This is a genomic window from Streptomyces sp. NPDC014882 (assembly GCF_043081325.1).
GTDB lineage: Bacteria > Actinomycetota > Actinomycetes > Streptomycetales > Streptomycetaceae > Streptomyces.
Genome location: NZ_JBIBWL010000022.1, coordinates 67,779 through 86,708 on the forward strand (window position 1 = coordinate 67,779; position 18,930 = coordinate 86,708).

Sequence of the window (18,930 nt, forward strand, 5' to 3'; positions counted from 1 at the left end):
CGACCGCCGCGGCGATTGCCGTGCTGATGGATGGTCGGTAGGCGCCGGGTCGGCGGCGCTGTCGGAAGGGCCCGGGACACAGGGGTCTCCTCAGTCGCCGGCCAGTTCTCCGACGGAGCGGAAGTAGCGGATCATCCGCGCGATCGCCTGCTGGTCGATGGCGGGCCACGCCAGGTCGAGTTCCGTCAGCAGGCGGGTGGTGGCGGCGTTGCCGTAGGTGTTGTCACCGAGTTCCAGTGCGCCCTCGCGGAAGAGGGGCACGGCTGCCGCCAGGGCGTTGCCGCCGGGGCGTCGGGCGGAGTCCTCCAGCCGTGCCAGCCAGGTGTCGGCCGGGACGATCTCGAGGCGGTGGCCGTCGGCGCGGAGGGCCGCGTGGACCGGGGTGAAGTCCGATCCGCTCGGGTGGAACACGTGCAGGGTGCGGTTGTGGGTGGCGGGGTGGCGGGCGAGGGCGACGACGGCGCGGGCGACGAAGTCGACGGGCAGCAGATCGGTGGTCAGGTCCTCGGCCGGCGGTGCCGAGCCGAGTTCGACGAAGCTCTTGATCTGCCGCCACAGGAAGTCGTCGCTCTGGCAGGCGCCGGTGACGCTGTCGCCCGAGATCCGCCCGATGCGGTGGACGGTGACGGGGACGCCGTGGGCGCGGGCCGCGAGGGCCATGCGTTCGGCGACCCACTTGCTCTGGGTGTAGCCGATGCCCAGCCTCTCGCACGCGTCGGGCACGTCGTCCTCGGTGAGGACCGCGCCGCCGGGCGACTCGCCCGGTGCGAACACGGCGATGGTGGACATGTACTGCAGGTGCTTGGGCCGGCCGGTGGCGGCGAAGCGCAGGACGTGGCGGAAGCCGTCCACGTTCGTCGGCTTCACCGAGGCGTACGGCAGCACGAAGTTGATGTGGGCGGCCGCGTGGTAGACGACGTCGACGGTGCCGGCCAGTGCGTCGTACTCATCGGCGGGCAGGGCGAGACCGGGCCGGGCGAGGTCGCCGGGCACGGCGCGCACCCGGTCCCAGTCGATCTGCCCGTCCAGCAGGTAGCGGTCGGCGGCGGCCCGCAGCCGGGCCGTGCCGGCCCGTGCGTCGGCCGCCCGCACCAGGCAGTGCACCCGGCCGCCGGGCCGCGCGGTCAGTTCCCGCAGCAGGTAGGCGCCGAGGAAGCCGGTCGCACCGGTGAGCAGCACGTCGCCGGCCCGGGCGACGGGCACGGGGGTGCCGGTGACGGCGGGCAGGCCGCCGGTGAGTTCCGCGTCCGCCCGCAGCGTGGCGGGGGCGGTGGTGGGCGGTGCCGTGCCGGTGCCGAGCCGGACGGCCATGCCCGCGACCGTGGGGTTCTCGAACAGGGCGCGCAGCGAGAGGTCCTGGTCGAACGCCCGGCGCAGCCGGTAGACCAGTTCGGTGGCGATGATGGAGTTGCCGCCGATGGCGAAGAAGTCCTCGTCCCGGCCCACCGCGGGCACCTTCAGCACGTCCGCCCACTCGGTGGCGATCCGCTGTTCGAGCCCGGGCCGGGGCGGTCGCGCGGGTTCGGGGGGTGCGGTGCGCGCCTCGGTCGCCCGTGCGGCGGCCAGGCCGGCGACGGCCCGGCGGTCGATCTTCCCGCTCGGGGCGGTCGGCATGCGCTCCACCGGGACGACCAGTGCGGGCACCATGTAGTCGGGCAGCGTGCCGGACACCGCGCGGCGCAGCTCGGCGGTCTCCCAGGTCCGCGCGGACTCCAGGACCGCGACGAGGCGGCGGTCGCCGGGGGCGAGGTCCACGGCGGTGACCGCGGCGGAGGTGACGCCGTCCAGGTCGTCGAGCGCGGCCTCGATCTCGGCGGGCTCGATCCGGTAGCCGCGGATCTTGATCTGGTCGTCGGTCCGGCCGAGGTACTCCAGCTCGCCGTCGCCGTTCCAGCGCACCAGGTCCCCGGTGCGGTAGAGCCGTTCGCCGGGACCGCCGAAGGGGTCCGGCAGGAAGCGGCGGGCGGTCTCCGCGGGCCGGTTGCGGTACCCGGGGGACAGCACGGGCCCGCCGATGTACAGCTCGCCCGGGACGCCGGGGGGTACGAGGCGCAGGTGGGCGTCGAGGACCAGCAGCCGTACCCCGTCCACCGGGCGGCCGATCGGCGGGGTGTCGGGCCAGGTGGCGGGCGCGCCGGTGAGGGGGTGCCAGCTGGCCAGGTGGGTTTCCGAGGGGCCGTACATGTTCACCAGCCGGAGCGCCGGGTGGCGGGTGGCGAACTCCCTGATCTGCGGGGAGACGACGAGGGCCTCGCCCACGGAGGTGACCTCGCGCAGGTCGTCCAGGCGCAGACCGGCGTCGGTGGCCAGCGAGGCCAGCTGCTGGAGCGCGATGTAGGGCAGGTAGACGCGGTTGACGCGGTGTCGCGCGAGGAAGCCGGCCAGGGCGTGCAGGTCCTTGCGCAGTTCCTCGGGGACGAGCACGAGGGTGCCGCCGACGCACAGGGTGCCGAGGATCTCCATGACGGAGACGTCGAACGACAGCGACATGTACTGCAGCGTCCGCCCGGTCGCCCCGCACGGTGAGCAGCGGTGCTGGGCGCGCACGAGGTTGGCCACGGTCCGGTCGGCGATGACGACGCCCTTGGGCAGGCCGGTGGAGCCCGAGGTGTGCACGACGTAGATCTCGTCGTCGGGTGTCTTGGTGCGGCCGAGTCCGGTGGCGGGTGCCGCGGCGATCCGTTCGGTGTTCCGGTCGAGGAGGAACAGCTCCTCACCGGGCGGGAGTTCACCGGCCAGCGTGCTGTCCGTGACGGTCACCAGGACGTCGGCGTCGCGCAGGGTGTGGGTGAGCCGCCGGCGGGGGTAGGACGGGTCGAGCGGGACGTACGCCGCTCCGGTCTTCAGGACGGCGAACAGGGCGACGACCATGTCGGGGGAGCGCGGCAGGCAGATGCCGAGCCGGGTGCCGGGCGCCGCGCCACAGGCGCGCAGGACGTGGGCGAGCCGGTTGGCGCGCTCGTCGAGTTCCCGGTAGGTCACGGCGGTGTCGTCGTCCTCCAGCGCCACGGCGTCGGGGGTCGCCCGGACCTGGGCCTCGAAGATCTCCATGACGGGGGCGTCGTGCGCGGCGTGCGCGGTCAGGTCCCCGCGGGCGAGCACGGCACCGCGCTCTTCGGCGCCGAGCGCCTCCAGTTCGTGCAGCGCCGCGCCGGGGTGCCGGACGAACTGCTCCATCAGGTGCCGCAGCCGGCCGCCCATGGCCCGTACGGTCGCCTCGTCGAAGAGGTCCGCGTCGTACTCGATCAGGCAGTGCAGGCCGTCGGGCGCGCGCTCGAAGACCAGGGACAGGTCGTACTTGGAGCCGTGCGCGGCACCGCGCTCGACGCGCAGTCCGGTGTCGCCGTGGCGGATCCCGGAGCCGTCCTGGGTGAGCACGAGCATGGTCTGCACGAGCGGCGTGTAGCCGTTGCTGCGCGGCGGCCGGAGGCGCTCGACCACCTTGTCGAAGGGGGCCCACTTGTGCCGCAGCGCGTCGCCGACCTCCTGGCGTGCCTGGCGGAGCACGTCCCGGACGGTCATCCGGTCGTCGATCTCCTGCCCCAGCACGACCAGGTTGACGAAGTAGCCGATCAGGTCGTGGGTGGCCGGGTCGTCGCGGAGCGAGACGGGGCTGCCGATCAGTACGCGCCGCTGGCTCGTGTGCCGGGAGAGGAACACCACGTACGCGGCGACGAGGGCCATGAACAGGGTGACGCCCTCGTCCCGGGCGAGCGCCTCGAAGTCGTCGGTCAGGGCGGCCGGCAGGTGCAGTGCGAGGCTGCCGCCGCGGTGCCGCTGCACCGGGGGGCGGGGCCGGTCGGTGGGCAGGTCGAGCACCGGGAGCTCCCCGGCGAGCCGGTCGGCGAAGTGGTCGAGGGAGCGGGTCAGGGCCTCGTCGGTGAGCCGGTCGCGGTACCACTGGCTGAAGTCCGCGTAGGTGGGCCGCAGCGGGTCGGCCTCGACCGGCAGGCCGCGGCCGGTGCGGTCGTAGGCGTCGAGGAGTTCCCGCACGAAGATGCCGGCGGAGGCCGCGTCGGAGGCGATGTGGTGGATGTTGCAGATCACGGCCGACTGCTCCGCGGGCCCCAGGGCGCACGTCACGGCGACGACGGGTCCGTGTGCCAGGTCGAGGCGGAGGTTGGCCACGCGGTGCACCAGGGCGTCGAGTTCCTTGTCGTCGCCGTACCGGGCGACGTCGAAGAGGACCGCGTCGTCGTCCTGCGAGACGGTCTGCCGGAGTGTGCCGCCGTCCAGGGTGTAGGTGGTGCGCAGGATCTCCTGGCGGCGCAGCACCCCGCGCACCGCGGCGTGCAGGCGTCCGGGGTCGGCCGGGAACGGCAGCCGGACGAAGAACGGGCCGTTGTAGGCGGCCGGGTTGGGCAGGTACTGGTCGATCAGCCAGATGCCGCTCTGGCCGTACGACGCCTCCACGGCCCGCCCGTCGCGTGGGGCGAGCCCGGCGCGCAGTTCCGGTTCCCGGGGCGCTCCGCGCCGGTCGGCCAGGCGTCGGGCCAGGTCGGCGACGGTGGTGCCGGCCGCCAGGTCGGCACCGGTCATCTCGACGGCGAACACCGCCGTCAGCGTGGCGGCGAGGCCGTCGAGCGCTTCCGGGCGCCCGCACCGGTCGGCGAGTGGTTCCTGCGCGGTGAGGTCGACGCTGCCGAGGGCGGTCCGGGCAAGGTCGAGTACGGCGGTTTCGAGGGGGGAGTTCACCGGTTCGTTGTCCTCTGCGGAGATCCACCGGCCGCCGGCGGCGGGCGCCGTACGGCCGCAGCCGGGTGATGCCTACCGGGTCCGGGCGGGGTTGCGTGCGGTGTCCCGCGCCTGCTCCACGAAGCGTGCCAGCTGCTCCACGGTGCCGTGCCGGAAGACGTCCTCGGTGCTGACCTCGACGCCGAATATCTTCTGCAGCCGGGAGGCGAGCTGCACGAAGTGCAGCGAGTTCCCGCCGTGGCCGAGGAAGGAGTCGGTGGTGGTGAAGTCCTCGGCGCCGGAGATGTCCTTCCAGGCCTGGAGCACGACGGTCTCGAGCGGGTTCTGCATGGTGGTGTCACCTTTCTTCGGCTTGTCCGGGGTCGTCGAGGGGTCCGTGAGGGCGGACCGGTCGACTTTTCCGTTGGCGTTCCTCGGCAGGTCGGCGAGGTGGTGGAACGAGGAGGGGACCATGTAGGACGGCAGTTGTTCGCCCAGTCGGCGTGCCAGGTCGGCGCCGTCGAGCGGCCGTCCGTCGGGGGTGGTGTAGAAGGCGGTCAGGGACTTGTCGCCGGCGTCCTCGGGGAACGCCTTGACCACGGCGTCGTGGACCCCGTCCAGCGCGCGCAGGGCGAGGGTGACCGCGGTGAGTTCGACGCGGTAGCCGCGGATCTTCACCATGCTGTCGGCGCGGCCGATGAGGACGACGTCCCCGTCCCCGGTGGTGCGGGCCAGGTCGCCGGTCAGGTAGCGGCGCCGTCCGTCCGGCCCGGTCACGAACTTGCGGGCGGTGAGTGCGGGCTCGTCCAGGTAGCCCTGGGCGAGGCCGAGGCCGCCGACGGCCAGTTGGCCGGGGGCGCCGGGCGGGCAGGGCCGCAGTGCGTCGTCCAGGACCTCCAGGGTGACCCCGGGCAGCGGGCGCCCCACCGGTACGCGTTCCTCGCGGGTGACGTCGTCGGCGCTGCGGACGGGGTGGAGGGCGGTGATGGAGGAGTTCTCGGTGCAGCCGTAGCCGTTGTAGACGACGGCGCGGGTCGCGCGGGTCGCGCGGGCGAGGTGCCGCGGCGACGGGAAGTCGCCGCTGAGCAGGATCAGCCGCACGCCGCCCAGGCACTCCGGCTCCTCGTCCACCAGCAGGTTGAACAGACCGCAGGGCAGCGAGAGGGCGGTGACGCCGTGCCGGACGATCGCGTCCTTGAGGACGGGCAGGCTGGGCAGCCCGTGCGGCATCACGACGAGGCGTGCGCCGTGCAGGAAGGCGAGCCAGATCTCGATGGTGGACGCGGCGAAGGAGAACGCCGCGGACTGGACCAGGCAGTCCCCCGGCCCCATCCGCAGGTCACCGCTGTACGGGCCGAGCCGTGCCAGCCCTCGGTGGGCGATGCGCACGCCCTTGGGCCTGCCGGTGGACCCGGAGGTGAACATCAGGAATGCGGTGCCCTCCGGGTCGGACACGGGCGGCAGCGGGATGCCGTCCCGCGGCTCCGCGGCCGCGGTCAGCTCGTCGGCCGGCACCCACAGCGGCGCACCGGTGAGGCGGGCCGCCGCTCGGGGCGCTCCCGCGTCGTGCACGACGGCGGTGGGCGCGGATTCGGCCAGCACCCGGTCGACGAACGGCGCGGGGTGGTCCGGATTGACCGGCACCACGCAGGCGCCCGCCTTGAGGATGCCGAGCATGACCGCGTACAGGTCGGGTGACCGGCGCAGGTACACGCCGACCCGGTCACCGGGCGCCACCTTCCGGGCGATCAGCGCGCGGGCCGTGCGCTCGGCCCGCTCGTTCAGTTCGCGGTACGTCAGGGTCCGTGTGCCGGAGACGAGGGCGACCTCGTCTCCGGCGGTCCGCACGACCCGGTCGAAGCCCTCCGTGAGGGTCAGGGAATCAGCGGTACGTGCCTCGCCTAATGCGTTCTCCGTGAGCACAGGTGCTCCTTGCCTCGCTGGCGGACGGCCACCGGGCGTCCTCAGGGACGAACACACCTGACGTCCAGTGACCGGCTTGTCAAGAGATAAGCACAAATCGCCTGAAAAACGATAGTTGCTGTTCGGAAATCACGTTAGGTCGACATTCTTCGGCGTGTCAACCTCGATCCCGAGGGGGCCGAACCAGCGCTCCACCCCCGCCGCAACTGCTCCTGCCCCGACTTTCGCCCGGCACGCCCGGGAAGTCGGACCCGCGCTCCGCCCGACCGGCGCGGCGGGAGGACCTCGCCGGCCGCCCCGGTCCCCCATCCGCGGAACGGACCCTTTCAGCCATCCGTTTTCCGCCGGGAAAGCATATGGACACCGATGACTTGTCACGCAAAATGCTTTCCCGTGGGAAATCACTTGGTTCGGGTGACGGCACGTCGGTACCCTCGGCGATGAATCCGGAGGGATTGCTTCCCCTGTCGTCGAAGAGGTGGGCCGCGACGCGCGACACCCCTCCGGACGGAGGGGGTTCCCCACAGGGATCACTGGTATATGATTTCCCTACAGAAACCACCCCATGTGGCGAAGTCCACATCGACACAGCTGGTGCCCCCCGGGAGCATCCTGGTCGTTGATGATGGGTAACCAACCGGAGGGGCGCTGATGACCCGAACCGACAGTCCACGACGCGCGAGCGAGGCCCCGGCCGTGCCCGGCGAACTCGAGGACGCGCTGTCCCACCTGCAGTGCATCCTGGTCGCCCGTCGCACCCGCTCGAACCCGGAGGGCGTCACCTGGCAGCAGTACGACGTCCTGGAACTGCTGCGCATCCGCGGCCCCATGACGCCCTCGGTGCTCAGCGCCTCGCTCGGGGTGTCCCGGGCGACGACCTCCAAGGCGCTGCGGGTGCTCAAGGACCTGGGACTCGTCGGACAGCAGACGCTCGGCGAGGACCGGCGCGAACTGACCACCTCGCTCACGCGGACCGGCGAGTCCTTCCTGACCCGGGTCGCCGAGCAGCGACGCGAGAACGCCCGCATCGTGGGGGCCACCTTGAGCCCCGGCGAGCGGGCGATGTTCGTCGAGCTGTGCAACAAGGTCGCCGACGCCCTGGAACCGCACCTGGAACCGGCGGAGGCACAGCCCTGAGCCGTCCGGTCCGCACGGGCGCCGGTACCGGGCGACGGACTTCCCCGGCCGCCGGCCCCCACCCGGCCCGCGGTGCCCGGCCGAGGCGACCGCCGCCCATCCGGACGAGGCCACCCGGCACGTGACCGGTGGCCGAGAACGGCCGGTCCGCTACCGTCCTCTCGCGCACCCGCGCACCCGCGCACCCGCGCACCCGCGCGCCCGTCTCCGGCCCGACACCGGCCACCGCTTCGTCCTGCCGGCCCCTCCGTGGGCACGTACGCACGCATGGACGTCCGTCCCCACGGCGGCATCTCCCGCCTGCGCCCGTCCGGTTCTCTCACGGAGGCGGGCGCGCACCGCCTCACGGCATGCCGCCGGAGGCTGGGCGGTCGACCTCTCCGCTACCGTGAACACCCCGTACTCAACGGGGTGTTCACGGGGAGGCGAGATGCCGGTTCTGCTCTACTACCCGCTGGTGAAGCCACCGACGGAAGTGCTCCATCAGGCGCTGTTGTACTGGGACGGGATCGCCACGCTCGCACCGCGCGCACGGAGGGTGTACGAGTTCGCCGTCTCCCCGGAACTGCGGGAATTGCAGGACCGCTCTCTTTACACGCCGCTGCCCTTCGACATGCGTTCGGTGGAGATGCTGGACGACCCGGGCCCCGGCACTGCTCGCAGCGGTTCCCTCGCGTCCCGCTCGAACTCCTCGGTGTACCGCTTCGTGCGCTTGCTTCCCACCCGGTACCGCTTCCTCCGGATCCTCGAGATCCCGGCCTCCGGGGGTCCGCGATCAAGGGGAAGCTTCGGCCACGGAACGGGGCGGCTCCTGGACGGTCATGGCGGGCCCCGAGGGCAACGGATTCCGCGTCCATCGCCCCGATCACCCCGTGTCGCGCGCGCGATTTTAGCAGGTCATGTAGGTAGTCGAAGCTAAAGGTTCGATCAATTGGTCCGATCGGGTGATGGCGAACCGTTTCGCCGGACAGGGCGGGGCGACGGCACGGATCATTGCGGCTGAGGTGTGCTCCGCCCCGGGCGTCGTGTTCCGGCCGTCCGGACGTCTTCCGCCGATCCTGGAGGATCCATGCGACACCCTGTCTCCCGCCCGCGCACGCGAGCCCTGGCCGTCGGGCTCGCGCTCGCCGCGGCCACGCTCTTACCCTCCGGCTCCGCCGGCGCGGCCGACCCGTACGAGTGGGCCGCACTCGGTGACTCGTTCACCGCCGGCGTCTTCGTCGGCGACCCGCAGCCACCGCTGGGGGATCCGTCGCAGGACGGCTGCGCCCGGACCAGCGACTCCTACCCCAGCGTGGTCGAACGGGAACTCGCCGAGTTCCCGCCGGGCAAGTACGTCCGCCTGACCAACGTCGCCTGCAGCAGCGCCGTCATCGCGAACATCGCCAAGGTCAAGCAGACGCCGATCAGCCCGGTCCAGACCCCTGCCGACGGCTGGCCCGCGGTGGACACGCAGATCGTGCGGGCCGGGCTCGACGACGAGACCGACATCGTCACCATCGCCATCGGCGGCAACAGCCTGCCCTTCGGCGACATCTTCCCCAAGTGCCTCGAGCAGGGCGCGATCGGCAAGTCCTGCCGCGAGTACTTCACCGACCCGCCCGAGGGGGTGGAGAGCGTCCGGGAGAGGCTCGCCCGGGTCCAGAACGAGTACGTAGAGATGCTGGCCGAGGTCCACCGGGCCGCGCCCAACGCCAAGGTGATCAACATCGGCTACCCGGCCATCATGCCGACCGAGGGCAGTGACTGCACCCGCGGGTCCCTCACCGAATTCGACACGACCACCCACGCCGACATCGACTGGCTTCGTGACGACGTCCTCAAGCCGCTGAACAAGACGATCCAGCGGGCCTCGTCGTTCTTCGGCGACCGCTACGTCAACGTCTACCCCTCCAGCGAGGGCCACGACGTCTGTCAGCCCGCGGGCACCAAGTGGATGGAAGGAATCTGCGGCGACGCCGCGGACTACTGGCCCACCACGTTCCCCGGCACGCCGGTGGACTGCGGTCCCATCGAGAAGCACGCCACGATGATCCACCCCAACGCCGCGGGGCACGCCAACACCGCGGCACAGGTCGAGCGAGCGATCCGCATCGCCCTCCGCCAACACTGACCCACCGGTCCGAACCCTGACGCCGGAGCCGTCGGCCCTCCCCCGGCCGACGGCTCCGGCGCCGGGGCGTCCACGCGGTCACGCCGAGTTCGCAACAGCCGTGGGTACGCGGTCAGGCGGGCCGGTGCTCCGCGTGAGGAACCGGCCCGGTCCTCGTACAGCTGCGGCCACCGGGTGGTGAAGGCCTTGCGGCCGACGGCGGGGGGACGCCGAGCAGTTCGCCGATCACGGCCGGCAGTTCACGACCATGGGCGGGGGGCATCGCGAAGCGCGTACGGGTGCTCTCCGTGGCGCGGCCCGGCGCGGGGCGGTGATCAGGACGGCAGCAGTGCTTCGATCCGGGCGATGACGTCGGGGGCGTCCGGCTTGACGCGTGACCCGATGCGATGGGCCACCACACCGTCGGGCGAGACGAGGAACTTCTCGAAGTTCCACTCGACGTCCCCGGCCACCCCGCGTTCGTCGTGGGCGGCGGTGAGGATCTCGTAGACCGGGTGCCGTCGCGGGCCGTTCACGTCCACCTTCTCGAAGAGGGGGAAGGTGACGTCGTACGTGGTCGAGCAGAACTCCCGGATCTCCTCGGGGCTGCCCGGTTCCTGCTGCCCGAACTGGTTGCAGGGGAAGCCCAGGACGGCGAACCCGCGGGGTCCGTAGCGCCGGTGCAGTTCCTCGAGCGCCGCGTACTGCGGTGTGCGCCCGCACTGCGAGGCCACGTTCACCACGAGAAGGACCTTGCCCCGGTAGGGGCTCAGGTCACCGGGCTCCCCGGCGAGTGTGCGAACGGGTATGTCGTACAGGGACATGTCGGCGCGTCGCTCCACTTGTGTCGGTGACGGTAGGTCGGATCGGTCGGTCACACCGGTCGGACGGTGCGGTCGGACGGTGCGGTCGGGCAGGATCGTTCAGCCGGTCCCGGTGACGTCCTGGTAGCTCTTGCGGAAGGCGGTGACGACGGCGTCGACGTCCTCGTCGGTCATGGCGGCGCCCAGACCGACGGTGACGGAACGGCCGAGGAGTCCCTCGCTGATCCGGTGGCGCGGGGGGCGCTCCCACTCCACGCCCCAGGGTGTCCGCCCCTCCCGTACGGCGCGGTTGGCCGTGACCGGCTGTCCCTGGTACATGGTGTGCGCCGGGACGCCGGCGGCGTTCAGGCCGGCGACGAAGGCGCGCGCCTGGAGACGGGAGTCAAGGAACAGCGTGAGATCGCCGCCCGATCCCTCCTCGTCCGGCAGCCTCCGCCAGCGGACCGGCAGGTCGGCGATCTCGCCGCGCACCTGGCGCGCCACATCCCGCAGACGCCGGCACATGGGGGCCAGCCGGGGGAGCTGCGCGGACAGGACGGCCGCGGTCAGCTCGGTCATGCGCAGGTTGACGCCGACGAACGGCGGGCTGTCGCCGGTTCCGCGCGTCGCGCCCTTGGAGGTGGTGAACTGGCCGCCCTGGTCCTGGTACCGGGCCACCCGGTCGTACACGTCGGCATCGGTCGTGGTGACCGCGCCGCCCTCACCGGCGGTGATGTTCTTGTCGAGCTGGAAGCTGAACGCGCCCGCGTCGCCGAGGCTGCCGACGGGCCGCCCCCCGTAGCGGACGCCGGCGGCCTGGGCCGCGTCCTCGATCACCCGCAGTCCGTGCCGCCGCGCGACCTCCAGGATCGGTTCCATGTCGGCGGCGGCGTTGTTGAGGTGCACCGGCATGACACCCCAGGTCCGCTCGGTGATCCGCTCCTCCAGCAGCGCGGGGTCCAGGGTCAGCGAGTCGTCGACCTCGGCGAAGACGGGGATGCCGCGGGCGGCGACGACGGCGCCGACACTGCCGACGAAGGTCACCGCGGGCACGATCACCTCGGCCCCGGCCGGGATCCCGAGGCCGATCATCGCGGCGGTGAGCGCGGCGGTGCCCGACGACACGGCGACGGTGTGCGGAACCCCCGCGGCCTCGGAGAACGCGGTCTCGAACAGGTCGGTCCGGTGGCGCAGGTCCGGCCCGTAGTAACGGAACAGCGACCGTGACCGGATCACCTCCAGGGCCGCGGCCTCCTCTTCCTCACCCCACAGCGCGAGGGCCCGCCAGGTCTCGTACCGCATCCCCGGGTCGCCCGTCACGCGTCCGCCTCCGTCACCGTGTCGAGGTCCGTCGCGCTGTGCGCCACCACGAAGTCCTCCAGGAAGAGGTAGTCGAGCCGGCTCGGTCCGAAGAAGGCCAGCGCCTGCTCGGGGGTCTCCACGATCGGCTCACCGCGGTCATTGAAGGAGGTGTTGAGCACCACGGGCACGGAGGTGAGCTCGCCGAACCGTTCCACCAGTTCGTAGAAGGTGCCGTTCGCCTCCGGCGTCAGCGTCTGGACCCGCGCCGTTCCGTCCACGTGGGTGATGGCCGGCACCTCCTGGCGCTTGTCGTCCCGCACCGGCGCGACGATCAGCATGTACGGCGACTCGATGTCGAGCTCGAAGTACTCGGAGGCCCGGTCGGCCAGGACGGCGGGGGCGAACGGACGGAACGCCTCGCGGTGCTTGACCTTGCTGTTGAGGATGTCCTTCATCTCCGCGCGGCGGGGGTCGGCGAGGATGCTGCGGTGGCCGAGGGCGCGCGGTCCGAACTCCGAGCCTCCGGTGAACCAGCCGATGAGCGCGCCCTGCGGCAGCAGGCCGGCGGCCAGCCGGGCCGGCCGCTCCACACGCCGGTGGGGCAGGCCCGAGGCGTCGAGCGCGCGCTGGATCTCCTCGGTGCCGTACCGGCGGCCGAGGTAGGTGTGGCGCTGCGGCCGGGGGGCCGTGCGCGGGGCCTTCGGTCCACGCGGCCGCGGCTGCTCGCCGAGGACGTGGTAGCCGTAGTAGGCGCAGCCGACCGCGCAGCCGTTGTCGCCCGCGGCGGGCTGGGCGAAGACGTCGGTGAACGGCGTGTTCCGCAGGATCTTGCCGTTGGCGACCGAGTTGAGGACGACACCGCCGGCCAGGCACAGGCGGGTGAGGCCGGTCTCCCGGTGCAGCCAGCCGGCGGCGTGCAGGACGGCGGTCTCCAGCAGGTCCTGGGCGGCCCAGGCGAGGTCGGCGCCGCGCGCGAAGCGCTCGTCCCCCTCGAGCCCGTCCAGGGCGTGCTCGACGAAGTGCAGCAGTCCGCCGTCCTTCAGGTGCAGCTCGAACCGGCCCTCCGGCAGCAGGTCGAGGTGGCGCCGGAACTCCGCCCGGTAGCGGTCGGTCCCGTAGGGTGCCAGCCCCATGGTCTTGCCGTCCTCGGTCAGGTACCAGGGGCCCTCCTCGTAGAGGGTGAAGCCGATGGCCCTGCTGACCGCCTTGTACATGAAGCCCAGCGAGTGGTCGCTGTCACCGGCCTGGTAGACCCGGGTCTCCCGCAGGCCGTCGGTGCTCCAGTTTGTCCCGTACACCTTGGAGATCTCGGTGATCTCCGTGCCGTTGCCGACCGACATGGTCATGGTCTCGACGCCCTGGCCCTCGAACAGGCTGCCGGCCCCGTCGACCACGAGGACCGCTGCCTCGGGGAAGGGCGAGGGAAGGAAAGCGCTGGCGGCGTGCGCCATGTGGTGGTGGATGAGCGTCGTCCGGCTGCGGAACGGGAAATAGCAGCTGGGCAGCAGGGTGTCGTCCGCGACGATCGCGTCCACCTCGGCGAGACGGACCCCCTTGGTCGTCAGGCAGTACCGCCAGCACTGGTTGGCCAGAGAATTCACATTGACCGCGTATTTGCGGCGGGTCAGCCGCTCTTCTTCAATACCGACGGCGATCTCACCGTTCTCGACGAGGCAGGCCGAGAAGTCGTGGTTGGAACCGCCGAGCCCCAGAGCGAGCATACTGCCGTCCTTACTCCCGTTGCAGGTCTGCGGATTTGGCGAGTACGTGGGGCGTAACGCTACCCGGTCGCAACGGGTCAGTCAGCAGGCGGATATGAGCCATCCTCAGGCCGGATCAAGTCGAGTTCCAGCCGAACGGCAGCACCCTCGGCAGCCCTCATTGACCCTGCCTTCGAGGTGAACTTAGGATCGTTGCCCAACGGAAGAGTCATGCGCGAATACGACCTGGGTGCGGTGATAAGGCATGGCCCTGAAAAGTCATTATCGTGATGCGATGTTCGCGCATCGCGATGGGCAGGACCGTCTCAAACTCCTGATGAACGACATGGTCATCGAGGAGCAACTCTGCCAGATGCGGTGCTCCTACTGCCTCACCGAGGACTTCAACCTCCTCATGGAGGTCCCGGACGCCCGACTGCGCCTGACCACCGACCGGCGAGCGGACTGGCACGAGATCCTCGACGCCTACCACCGTCAGGTGGACAGCCCCATCATGCGCCTGAGCGGCGGTGAGTTCTTCTGGCTGAAAGGCTCCACCGAGTTCGTCGCGGAGTGCAGTGAGAAGTACGAGGTCGTGCAGGTCATCACCAACGGTGTCTTCCTGACGCCGCCCCGGCTGGAGGCGCTCGCCGCGCTGGGCAACGTCCAGCTGTGCCTCTCCCTCGACGGCCACACGCTGGAGATGAACGGCCACCGGCTGCCGCCGAAGCAGCACCGGCTCTTCGACGTCATCATGCGGCACCTGGACCACGCGGTGGAGCTGGGCATCCCCGTCGAGATCCAGTCGGTGATCAGCGACCTCAACGCCACCGGCCAGGCGGACTTCGCCGAGTTCCTGCTCGAACGGTACGGGCGCGGCGTGATGCTCTACTTCTTCCCGGTGCGCGGCGAGACCAAGACCACCCACACACCACCCCTCGGCGACCATTTCGCGCCACTCCTCGAGCGTTACGACGAACTGTCCACGGTGCTTCCCCCGCGGGCCTTCGTGGAACACATCGGGAATCAACTGCGCACCGGCGTCCGCACCCTGCGGTGCTACGCGACGGCGACCATGGTGCAACTCTTCGGACAGGGAGACGTCTCCTGCTGCCCGTACGCCTGGCTCAAACCCATGGGCAACATAAAGGAGAGCCCCGAACTCATCCACGAACAGTTCGGGAAACACCAGCACTACGATATGTTCATGCAGCCCCGGCCGCGCTTTCCGTATTGCAAGAGCTGCACCGGACCGATCGACGTGGTCAACCTCTATCTGTTCGGCGGCATCTCCGAGCAGGAAATCGCACGCTGCGCCCCGTACGCCGGACCTCGCGCTCTGGAACGGCTACGAGAGTTGAAATCGGCGTTCACGCCGGTCTTCGAGCCGGCCGGGGAACCGTCATCCCACTGATCCCGTGGGCGGCGGAATGCCAGAAGACCAGAGCATACCGAGGCCTCGAGGAGACGTAATGATTTCCGTGGATGGGATTTCCGGCGACGATTTCGCGGGTGCCGGGCTGCAGAGGCTTCTCACGCTCCCGCAGCACGATCTGCTCACGCTCGCCGGGGACTGGCTCGGTGAGCTGGCGCCGTGGCGGAACCCCGAGACCCTGGCGGCGATCTCCACCACCCTGGCCGCCGAGTCCGTCCTGTCCTCCCTGTTCGTCTTCGGGGAGCGGGTGGCGGAGTCCGACGTCCGCTCGGAGGTCCCCGGGCCCCTGCTCGACCTTCTGCTCCGCGCCCGGGTGCTCTCCGAGGAGTCCGGGAAGGTGTCGGCCGACTACTGCCTGGTCCGCGGGGACGGCATGTCGCTGCTGGCCGCCTGGCGGGCGGCGGGACGGGACACGGGCTCGTACGCGCCCTGGGTCGGCACCGACTCGATGACGCTCTCCCGGCTGGTGGCGGCGCGCCGCGGCGCCCGGTCGGCCCTGGACCTGGGATGCGGCACCGGCATCCTCGGACTGTCGGCGGCCCGCAACGGCGCCGAGGTGCTGTCGGTCGACGTCAACCCGGAGTGCACGGCGGCCGCGACGGTCAACGCCCACGTCAACGGGCTGGCGGACCGGCTGACCGCCGTCGAGGGGGACATCATGTCCCTGTCGCTGGACTCCCGGTTCGACCTGGTCGTCTCCAACCCGCCCTGTCTCCCGCTGCGCCGCGGCTCGCTCGGCTGGCTGGCCGGCGAGGCGGGGCTGGACGGCCTGGAGTTCTTCTGGGAACTCCTGCGCCAGGTCCCCGGGCTCCTCACCCGGGAAGGTGAGGCGCTGCTGCAGGCCGCGGCCTACGGGGACGAGCACGGGCCGTTCTTCGTCCCGGAACTGGAGGCCGAACTGCGGCGCCTGGGGGTCTTCGGGCGGCTGCTGCTGCGGCCCTCCACTCCCCCGCGCTGGCCGGCCTTCGCGCCCCGCGACGAGGAGCAGCAGCTCACCGGCCCGCTCGGCGACGAGGTCCGGGAGTACGTCACCGGGATCGGTGCCACCCACTACTACGGATTCGTCCTCTCGGTGCGACTCGACGGCGAGGGCCTGGCGGTGGGCCGCTTCCGGTGACCCGGCACCGGGGGTGGAGCCGGTTCACGGCTCCACCCCCGGGTCATGCGGTGACGGTCGGAGGACCGGCCTCCCCGAACCACCGCGGCCCGAGCTCGGCGCGTTCCAGGGCCGCGACCGCGTCGGCCGCCTCCACCAGCGTCAGGTGCGTGGTGTCGACCAGCCGGACGCCGGGCACGTCGGACACCTCCGCGTCGAGGTGACGCTCCGCCAGCCGGCCCTCCACGAACAGCCGCCCGCCCGCGTCGTTCTCGATCCGGGTGGCCAGCGCCTCCGGGTCCGCCCGCAGGCCGTAGTAGACCGCTTCCGCGCCGAGTTCCTCGAACACCTTCTGGAAACGCTCGTAGGCACGGCCGGCGAGGACCACCCCGGTGACGATCACGACGCGGGCCCCCCACTCCCGGTAGACGGGCAGGGTCGCGCGCACGGTCGAGGCCATCAGGTCGTACACCTCCTCGCCGCCGTTCCACGGATGGACGATGGGATCGCAGTCCATGGCGGCGGCCGGGACGCCGTACCGCGTCACCAACTGGTGCCCCAGCCGGGTCTTGCCCACGCCCGGGGCACCGGTGATCACCACGGCGCGCATCAGCTGGCCCCCTCACGGACCGTGCCGACCAGGCGGAAGCCCAGGTGCGGGATCTTCAGGAGCTTCGCACCGGAGTCGATGTCCAGGAACTTCTGCTTCAGGACCGAGGTCACCTTGTTCACGTCCTCCCCGCCCGTGGCCTCGACGAGTTCCTCGCGGGAGACGATCTGGCCCGGCCGGTCGGACAGCAGGCGCAGCAGCCCCGCCTCGGCGTCGGTCACGGGCAACGACTTCGCGGCGGAGCTCAGCGAGCCGTTCGCGAGAGTGAGCACCTGGGTGTTCTCGGACGGCGTGACCGTCTTGAGGTAGCCGAGGGTCTCCACGAGCCGGGACCGCCGCAGGGGGCTGGCCAGCGTGAAGCTGTAGCCGGCGGTGACCGCCGCCAGGACCTCGGTGGCGGAGACGCCGTCCAGCACGGCGACGGCGTAACCGCCCCGGCGTTTGAGCTCCGCCACGGACAGGTCGTCCGGCCGGGCGGCGGCGACCCGGTGGAAGGAGACCAGCAGCGCGCCGGGCGGTGGGGCGTGGCCCGTCGCGGGGTCCGTGACATGCAGGGTGAGGCCCACCTCGGCGCATGCCTCCGCGAGGACCTCGAGGTCCTCCGGTGTCAGGGACTGAGCCAGTGCGTACATGGGAAACCCTTCACAGGGCGGCGGGGCCGCGGTCGCTTGTCGGGTGGGGAGGGGGTCAGGGGCGCATCAGCCAGATCCGCTCGGCGGCCGGGAACCCGGAGCCCTCCGCCAGGCGCACGCCGTGCCGGTGGACGCGCCGGATGATGCCCTTGCGTACCTGGATACGGTAGGCGCCGAGCGCCTCGCACTTGGTGAGCGCCGCCTCGTCGTCCACGGGCAGCAGCTCCGGGCGCAGCGCGCCGGGTCCCCGTTCGGCCAGGCGTGCGCCGAGGTTCTTCGCGGTCTCCTCCGCGGAGGAGAACAGGGAGTAGGGCTGGTCCTCGTAGAAGGCGACCCGCGCCGTGCCGAGCCGGCCGGTCCGGGCCAGTTCCAGCACCGCCTCCCGGCAGGCGACGTGGTCGACGTGGCCGCCGACGCCGAGGGGCGCGTAGATCAGGCCGGCGCCGTCCAGCAGGGGGGCGAGCCGTTCGGTGAGGGCGTCGAAGAGCTGGGGTTCCTCCCGCGCGAACCCGTCGGACCAGGCCGGGTCGGTGAAGAACCGGTCCCGTCTGAGGTCGCGGTCGGCGGCGTCGACGAATCCCAGCAGTTCCACCCGGGCGCGCAGCACACGGGCGGCGACCCCCTCCTCGTCCAGCAGCAGGCGCCGGGTCAGCGCCGGGCGTTCGGCGTAGTACGGGTCCTTGGTCCAGGTCTCGACACTGAAGACGTCGAGGAACCGGGCGCCCCGCCCGGCCACCGTCCCGCCGAGGGCCAGCGCGGCGTCGTCCGGATGCGGGGACACGACCACCGCGGGTTCGGTGGCCGGGGGGCCGGGCGTGAGCGGGGGTGCCATGAGCAGCAGCCCGTGCCGGCGCCACAGGCCGATGGTCTCGCGGTCCGCCGCGGGGAACCCGTCGAGGGGCCGGCTGCCGTCGCAGTGGGACAGCAGGGCGGCGTCACGGTCCGACAGGTGGCCGCACCCCTCGACCTGACGCCCCATGAAACGGAGCTTCCCGTCGGCTGTTTCCACGTGCGGCAGGGCCGTCGGGCACCAAGTGCCGGGAATCTCCGTCATGTAACTCCGAGCCCGCGGTGACGAATGACAGACGCCATACGGCCGGAGCATACAGATCGTCTCCGCGCGCGCCCAGAGCCAGATCCGAAGAGGCAGAAAATGGGGGGACGGGTGGCCGAAAATACCTTGTCCGGGTGATCGCCGTCTTCTTCGGTAATCACCGGGACGACAACTTTCCGGTCATTCGTTTCGCTGCGCAGGTCACTTCCGCGGCCCCGTCCCGGACCGCGGCGGCGGCCGGGGCCGGACCGGCGCGGGCGCTACGAAATTACCATGTCAGCTCCCCTGTCTCCGGAGGTGCCGCGAGCGGCCGGCCCGGGCCCGGACGGTGGCCGCCATCAGGCCGTCGGCACGGCGGCACACAGGCGAAACGCAGGAAATAGGCCATGCCGACGGCCCGGTCCCGGAGGCGCCATTGCGCCGGGGATCTTCTGCTGTAGCCTCAAAGGGCGATTTGACCTGTCGGGCGATT

13 protein-coding genes are annotated in these 18,930 nt (G+C 71.5%); 4 read left to right on the forward strand and 9 right to left on the reverse strand.

What is annotated here, in order from left to right; genetic code table 11:
• Positions 1–90: 90 nt before the first annotated feature.
• Positions 91–4,695, reverse strand: a complete 4,605-nt coding sequence (locus ACF09K_RS33120; RefSeq protein ID WP_392249038.1) for an amino acid adenylation domain-containing protein — start codon at positions 4,693–4,695, stop codon at positions 91–93.
• Between the two features lie 72 nt (positions 4,696–4,767).
• Entirely contained in the window at positions 4,768–6,597 is a 1,830-nt protein-coding gene (locus tag ACF09K_RS33125) for an amino acid adenylation domain-containing protein (RefSeq protein WP_392249039.1), read from the reverse strand.
• 651 nt (positions 6,598–7,248) lie between these two features.
• On the opposite strand from ACF09K_RS33125, the gene ACF09K_RS33130 reads away from it, so the two are divergent.
• Positions 7,249–7,734 (forward strand): MarR family winged helix-turn-helix transcriptional regulator, encoded by a 486-nt coding sequence (locus ACF09K_RS33130; protein ID WP_392249040.1) that lies wholly within the window; start codon positions 7,249–7,251, stop codon positions 7,732–7,734.
• 591 nt (positions 7,735–8,325) lie between these two features.
• Here the strand turns inward: ACF09K_RS33130 and ACF09K_RS33135 are convergent.
• The gene (locus tag ACF09K_RS33135) at positions 8,326–8,457 is read right to left on the reverse strand and encodes a hypothetical protein (RefSeq protein WP_392249041.1); all 132 of its coding nucleotides are present in this window, start codon (positions 8,455–8,457) and stop codon (positions 8,326–8,328) included.
• Between the two features lie 346 nt (positions 8,458–8,803).
• Between ACF09K_RS33135 and ACF09K_RS33140 the strand changes: the two genes are divergently transcribed.
• Positions 8,804–9,847, forward strand: coding sequence for an SGNH/GDSL hydrolase family protein (locus ACF09K_RS33140; RefSeq protein WP_392249042.1), 1,044 nt, complete (start codon positions 8,804–8,806; stop codon positions 9,845–9,847).
• A 314-nt stretch (positions 9,848–10,161) separates the two neighbouring features.
• Here the strand turns inward: ACF09K_RS33140 and ACF09K_RS33145 are convergent, their stop codons facing one another.
• From ACF09K_RS33145 to ACF09K_RS33155, 3 genes are all read right to left on the reverse strand, one after another.
• Positions 10,162–10,650 carry a glutathione peroxidase gene (locus ACF09K_RS33145; RefSeq protein WP_392249043.1) on the reverse strand — a complete coding sequence of 163 codons (489 nt, stop codon included), beginning with the start codon at positions 10,648–10,650 and terminating at the stop codon, positions 10,162–10,164.
• A gap of 99 nt (positions 10,651–10,749) precedes the next feature.
• A complete protein-coding gene (locus tag ACF09K_RS33150) occupies positions 10,750–11,949 on the reverse strand; it encodes a DegT/DnrJ/EryC1/StrS family aminotransferase (RefSeq protein WP_392249044.1) in 1,200 nt (399 codons plus the stop codon).
• Positions 11,946–13,652 carry a carbamoyltransferase gene (locus ACF09K_RS33155; RefSeq protein WP_392249045.1) on the reverse strand — a complete coding sequence of 569 codons (1,707 nt, stop codon included), beginning with the start codon at positions 13,650–13,652 and terminating at the stop codon, positions 11,946–11,948. The genes ACF09K_RS33150 and ACF09K_RS33155 overlap by 4 nt, the downstream gene beginning before the upstream one ends.
• A gap of 274 nt (positions 13,653–13,926) precedes the next feature.
• Here ACF09K_RS33155 and ACF09K_RS33160 point away from each other — a divergent pair, with 274 nt between their 5' ends.
• Both ACF09K_RS33160 and ACF09K_RS33165 read left to right on the forward strand, forming a co-directional pair.
• Entirely contained in the window at positions 13,927–15,045 is a 1,119-nt protein-coding gene (locus ACF09K_RS33160) for a radical SAM protein (RefSeq protein WP_392249046.1), read from the forward strand.
• A gap of 67 nt (positions 15,046–15,112) precedes the next feature.
• Positions 15,113–16,183, forward strand: a complete 1,071-nt coding sequence (locus ACF09K_RS33165) for a methyltransferase (RefSeq protein WP_392249047.1) — start codon at positions 15,113–15,115, stop codon at positions 16,181–16,183.
• Positions 16,184–16,226: 43 nt separating this feature from the next.
• Here the strand turns inward: ACF09K_RS33165 and ACF09K_RS33170 are convergent, their stop codons facing one another.
• From ACF09K_RS33170 to ACF09K_RS33180, 3 genes are read right to left on the reverse strand one after another with little or no spacing between them, the layout of a single operon-like run.
• Entirely contained in the window at positions 16,227–16,772 is a 546-nt protein-coding gene (locus ACF09K_RS33170; protein ID WP_392249048.1) for a hypothetical protein, read from the reverse strand.
• The gene (locus ACF09K_RS33175; protein ID WP_392249049.1) at positions 16,772–17,404 is read right to left on the reverse strand and encodes a transcriptional regulator; all 633 of its coding nucleotides are present in this window, start codon (positions 17,402–17,404) and stop codon (positions 16,772–16,774) included. The genes ACF09K_RS33170 and ACF09K_RS33175 overlap by 1 nt, the downstream gene beginning before the upstream one ends.
• A 55-nt stretch (positions 17,405–17,459) precedes the next feature.
• Positions 17,460–18,383, reverse strand: coding sequence for a PIG-L deacetylase family protein (locus ACF09K_RS33180; RefSeq protein WP_392249050.1), 924 nt, complete (start codon positions 18,381–18,383; stop codon positions 17,460–17,462).
• Between the last annotated feature and the right edge of the window lie 547 nt (positions 18,384–18,930).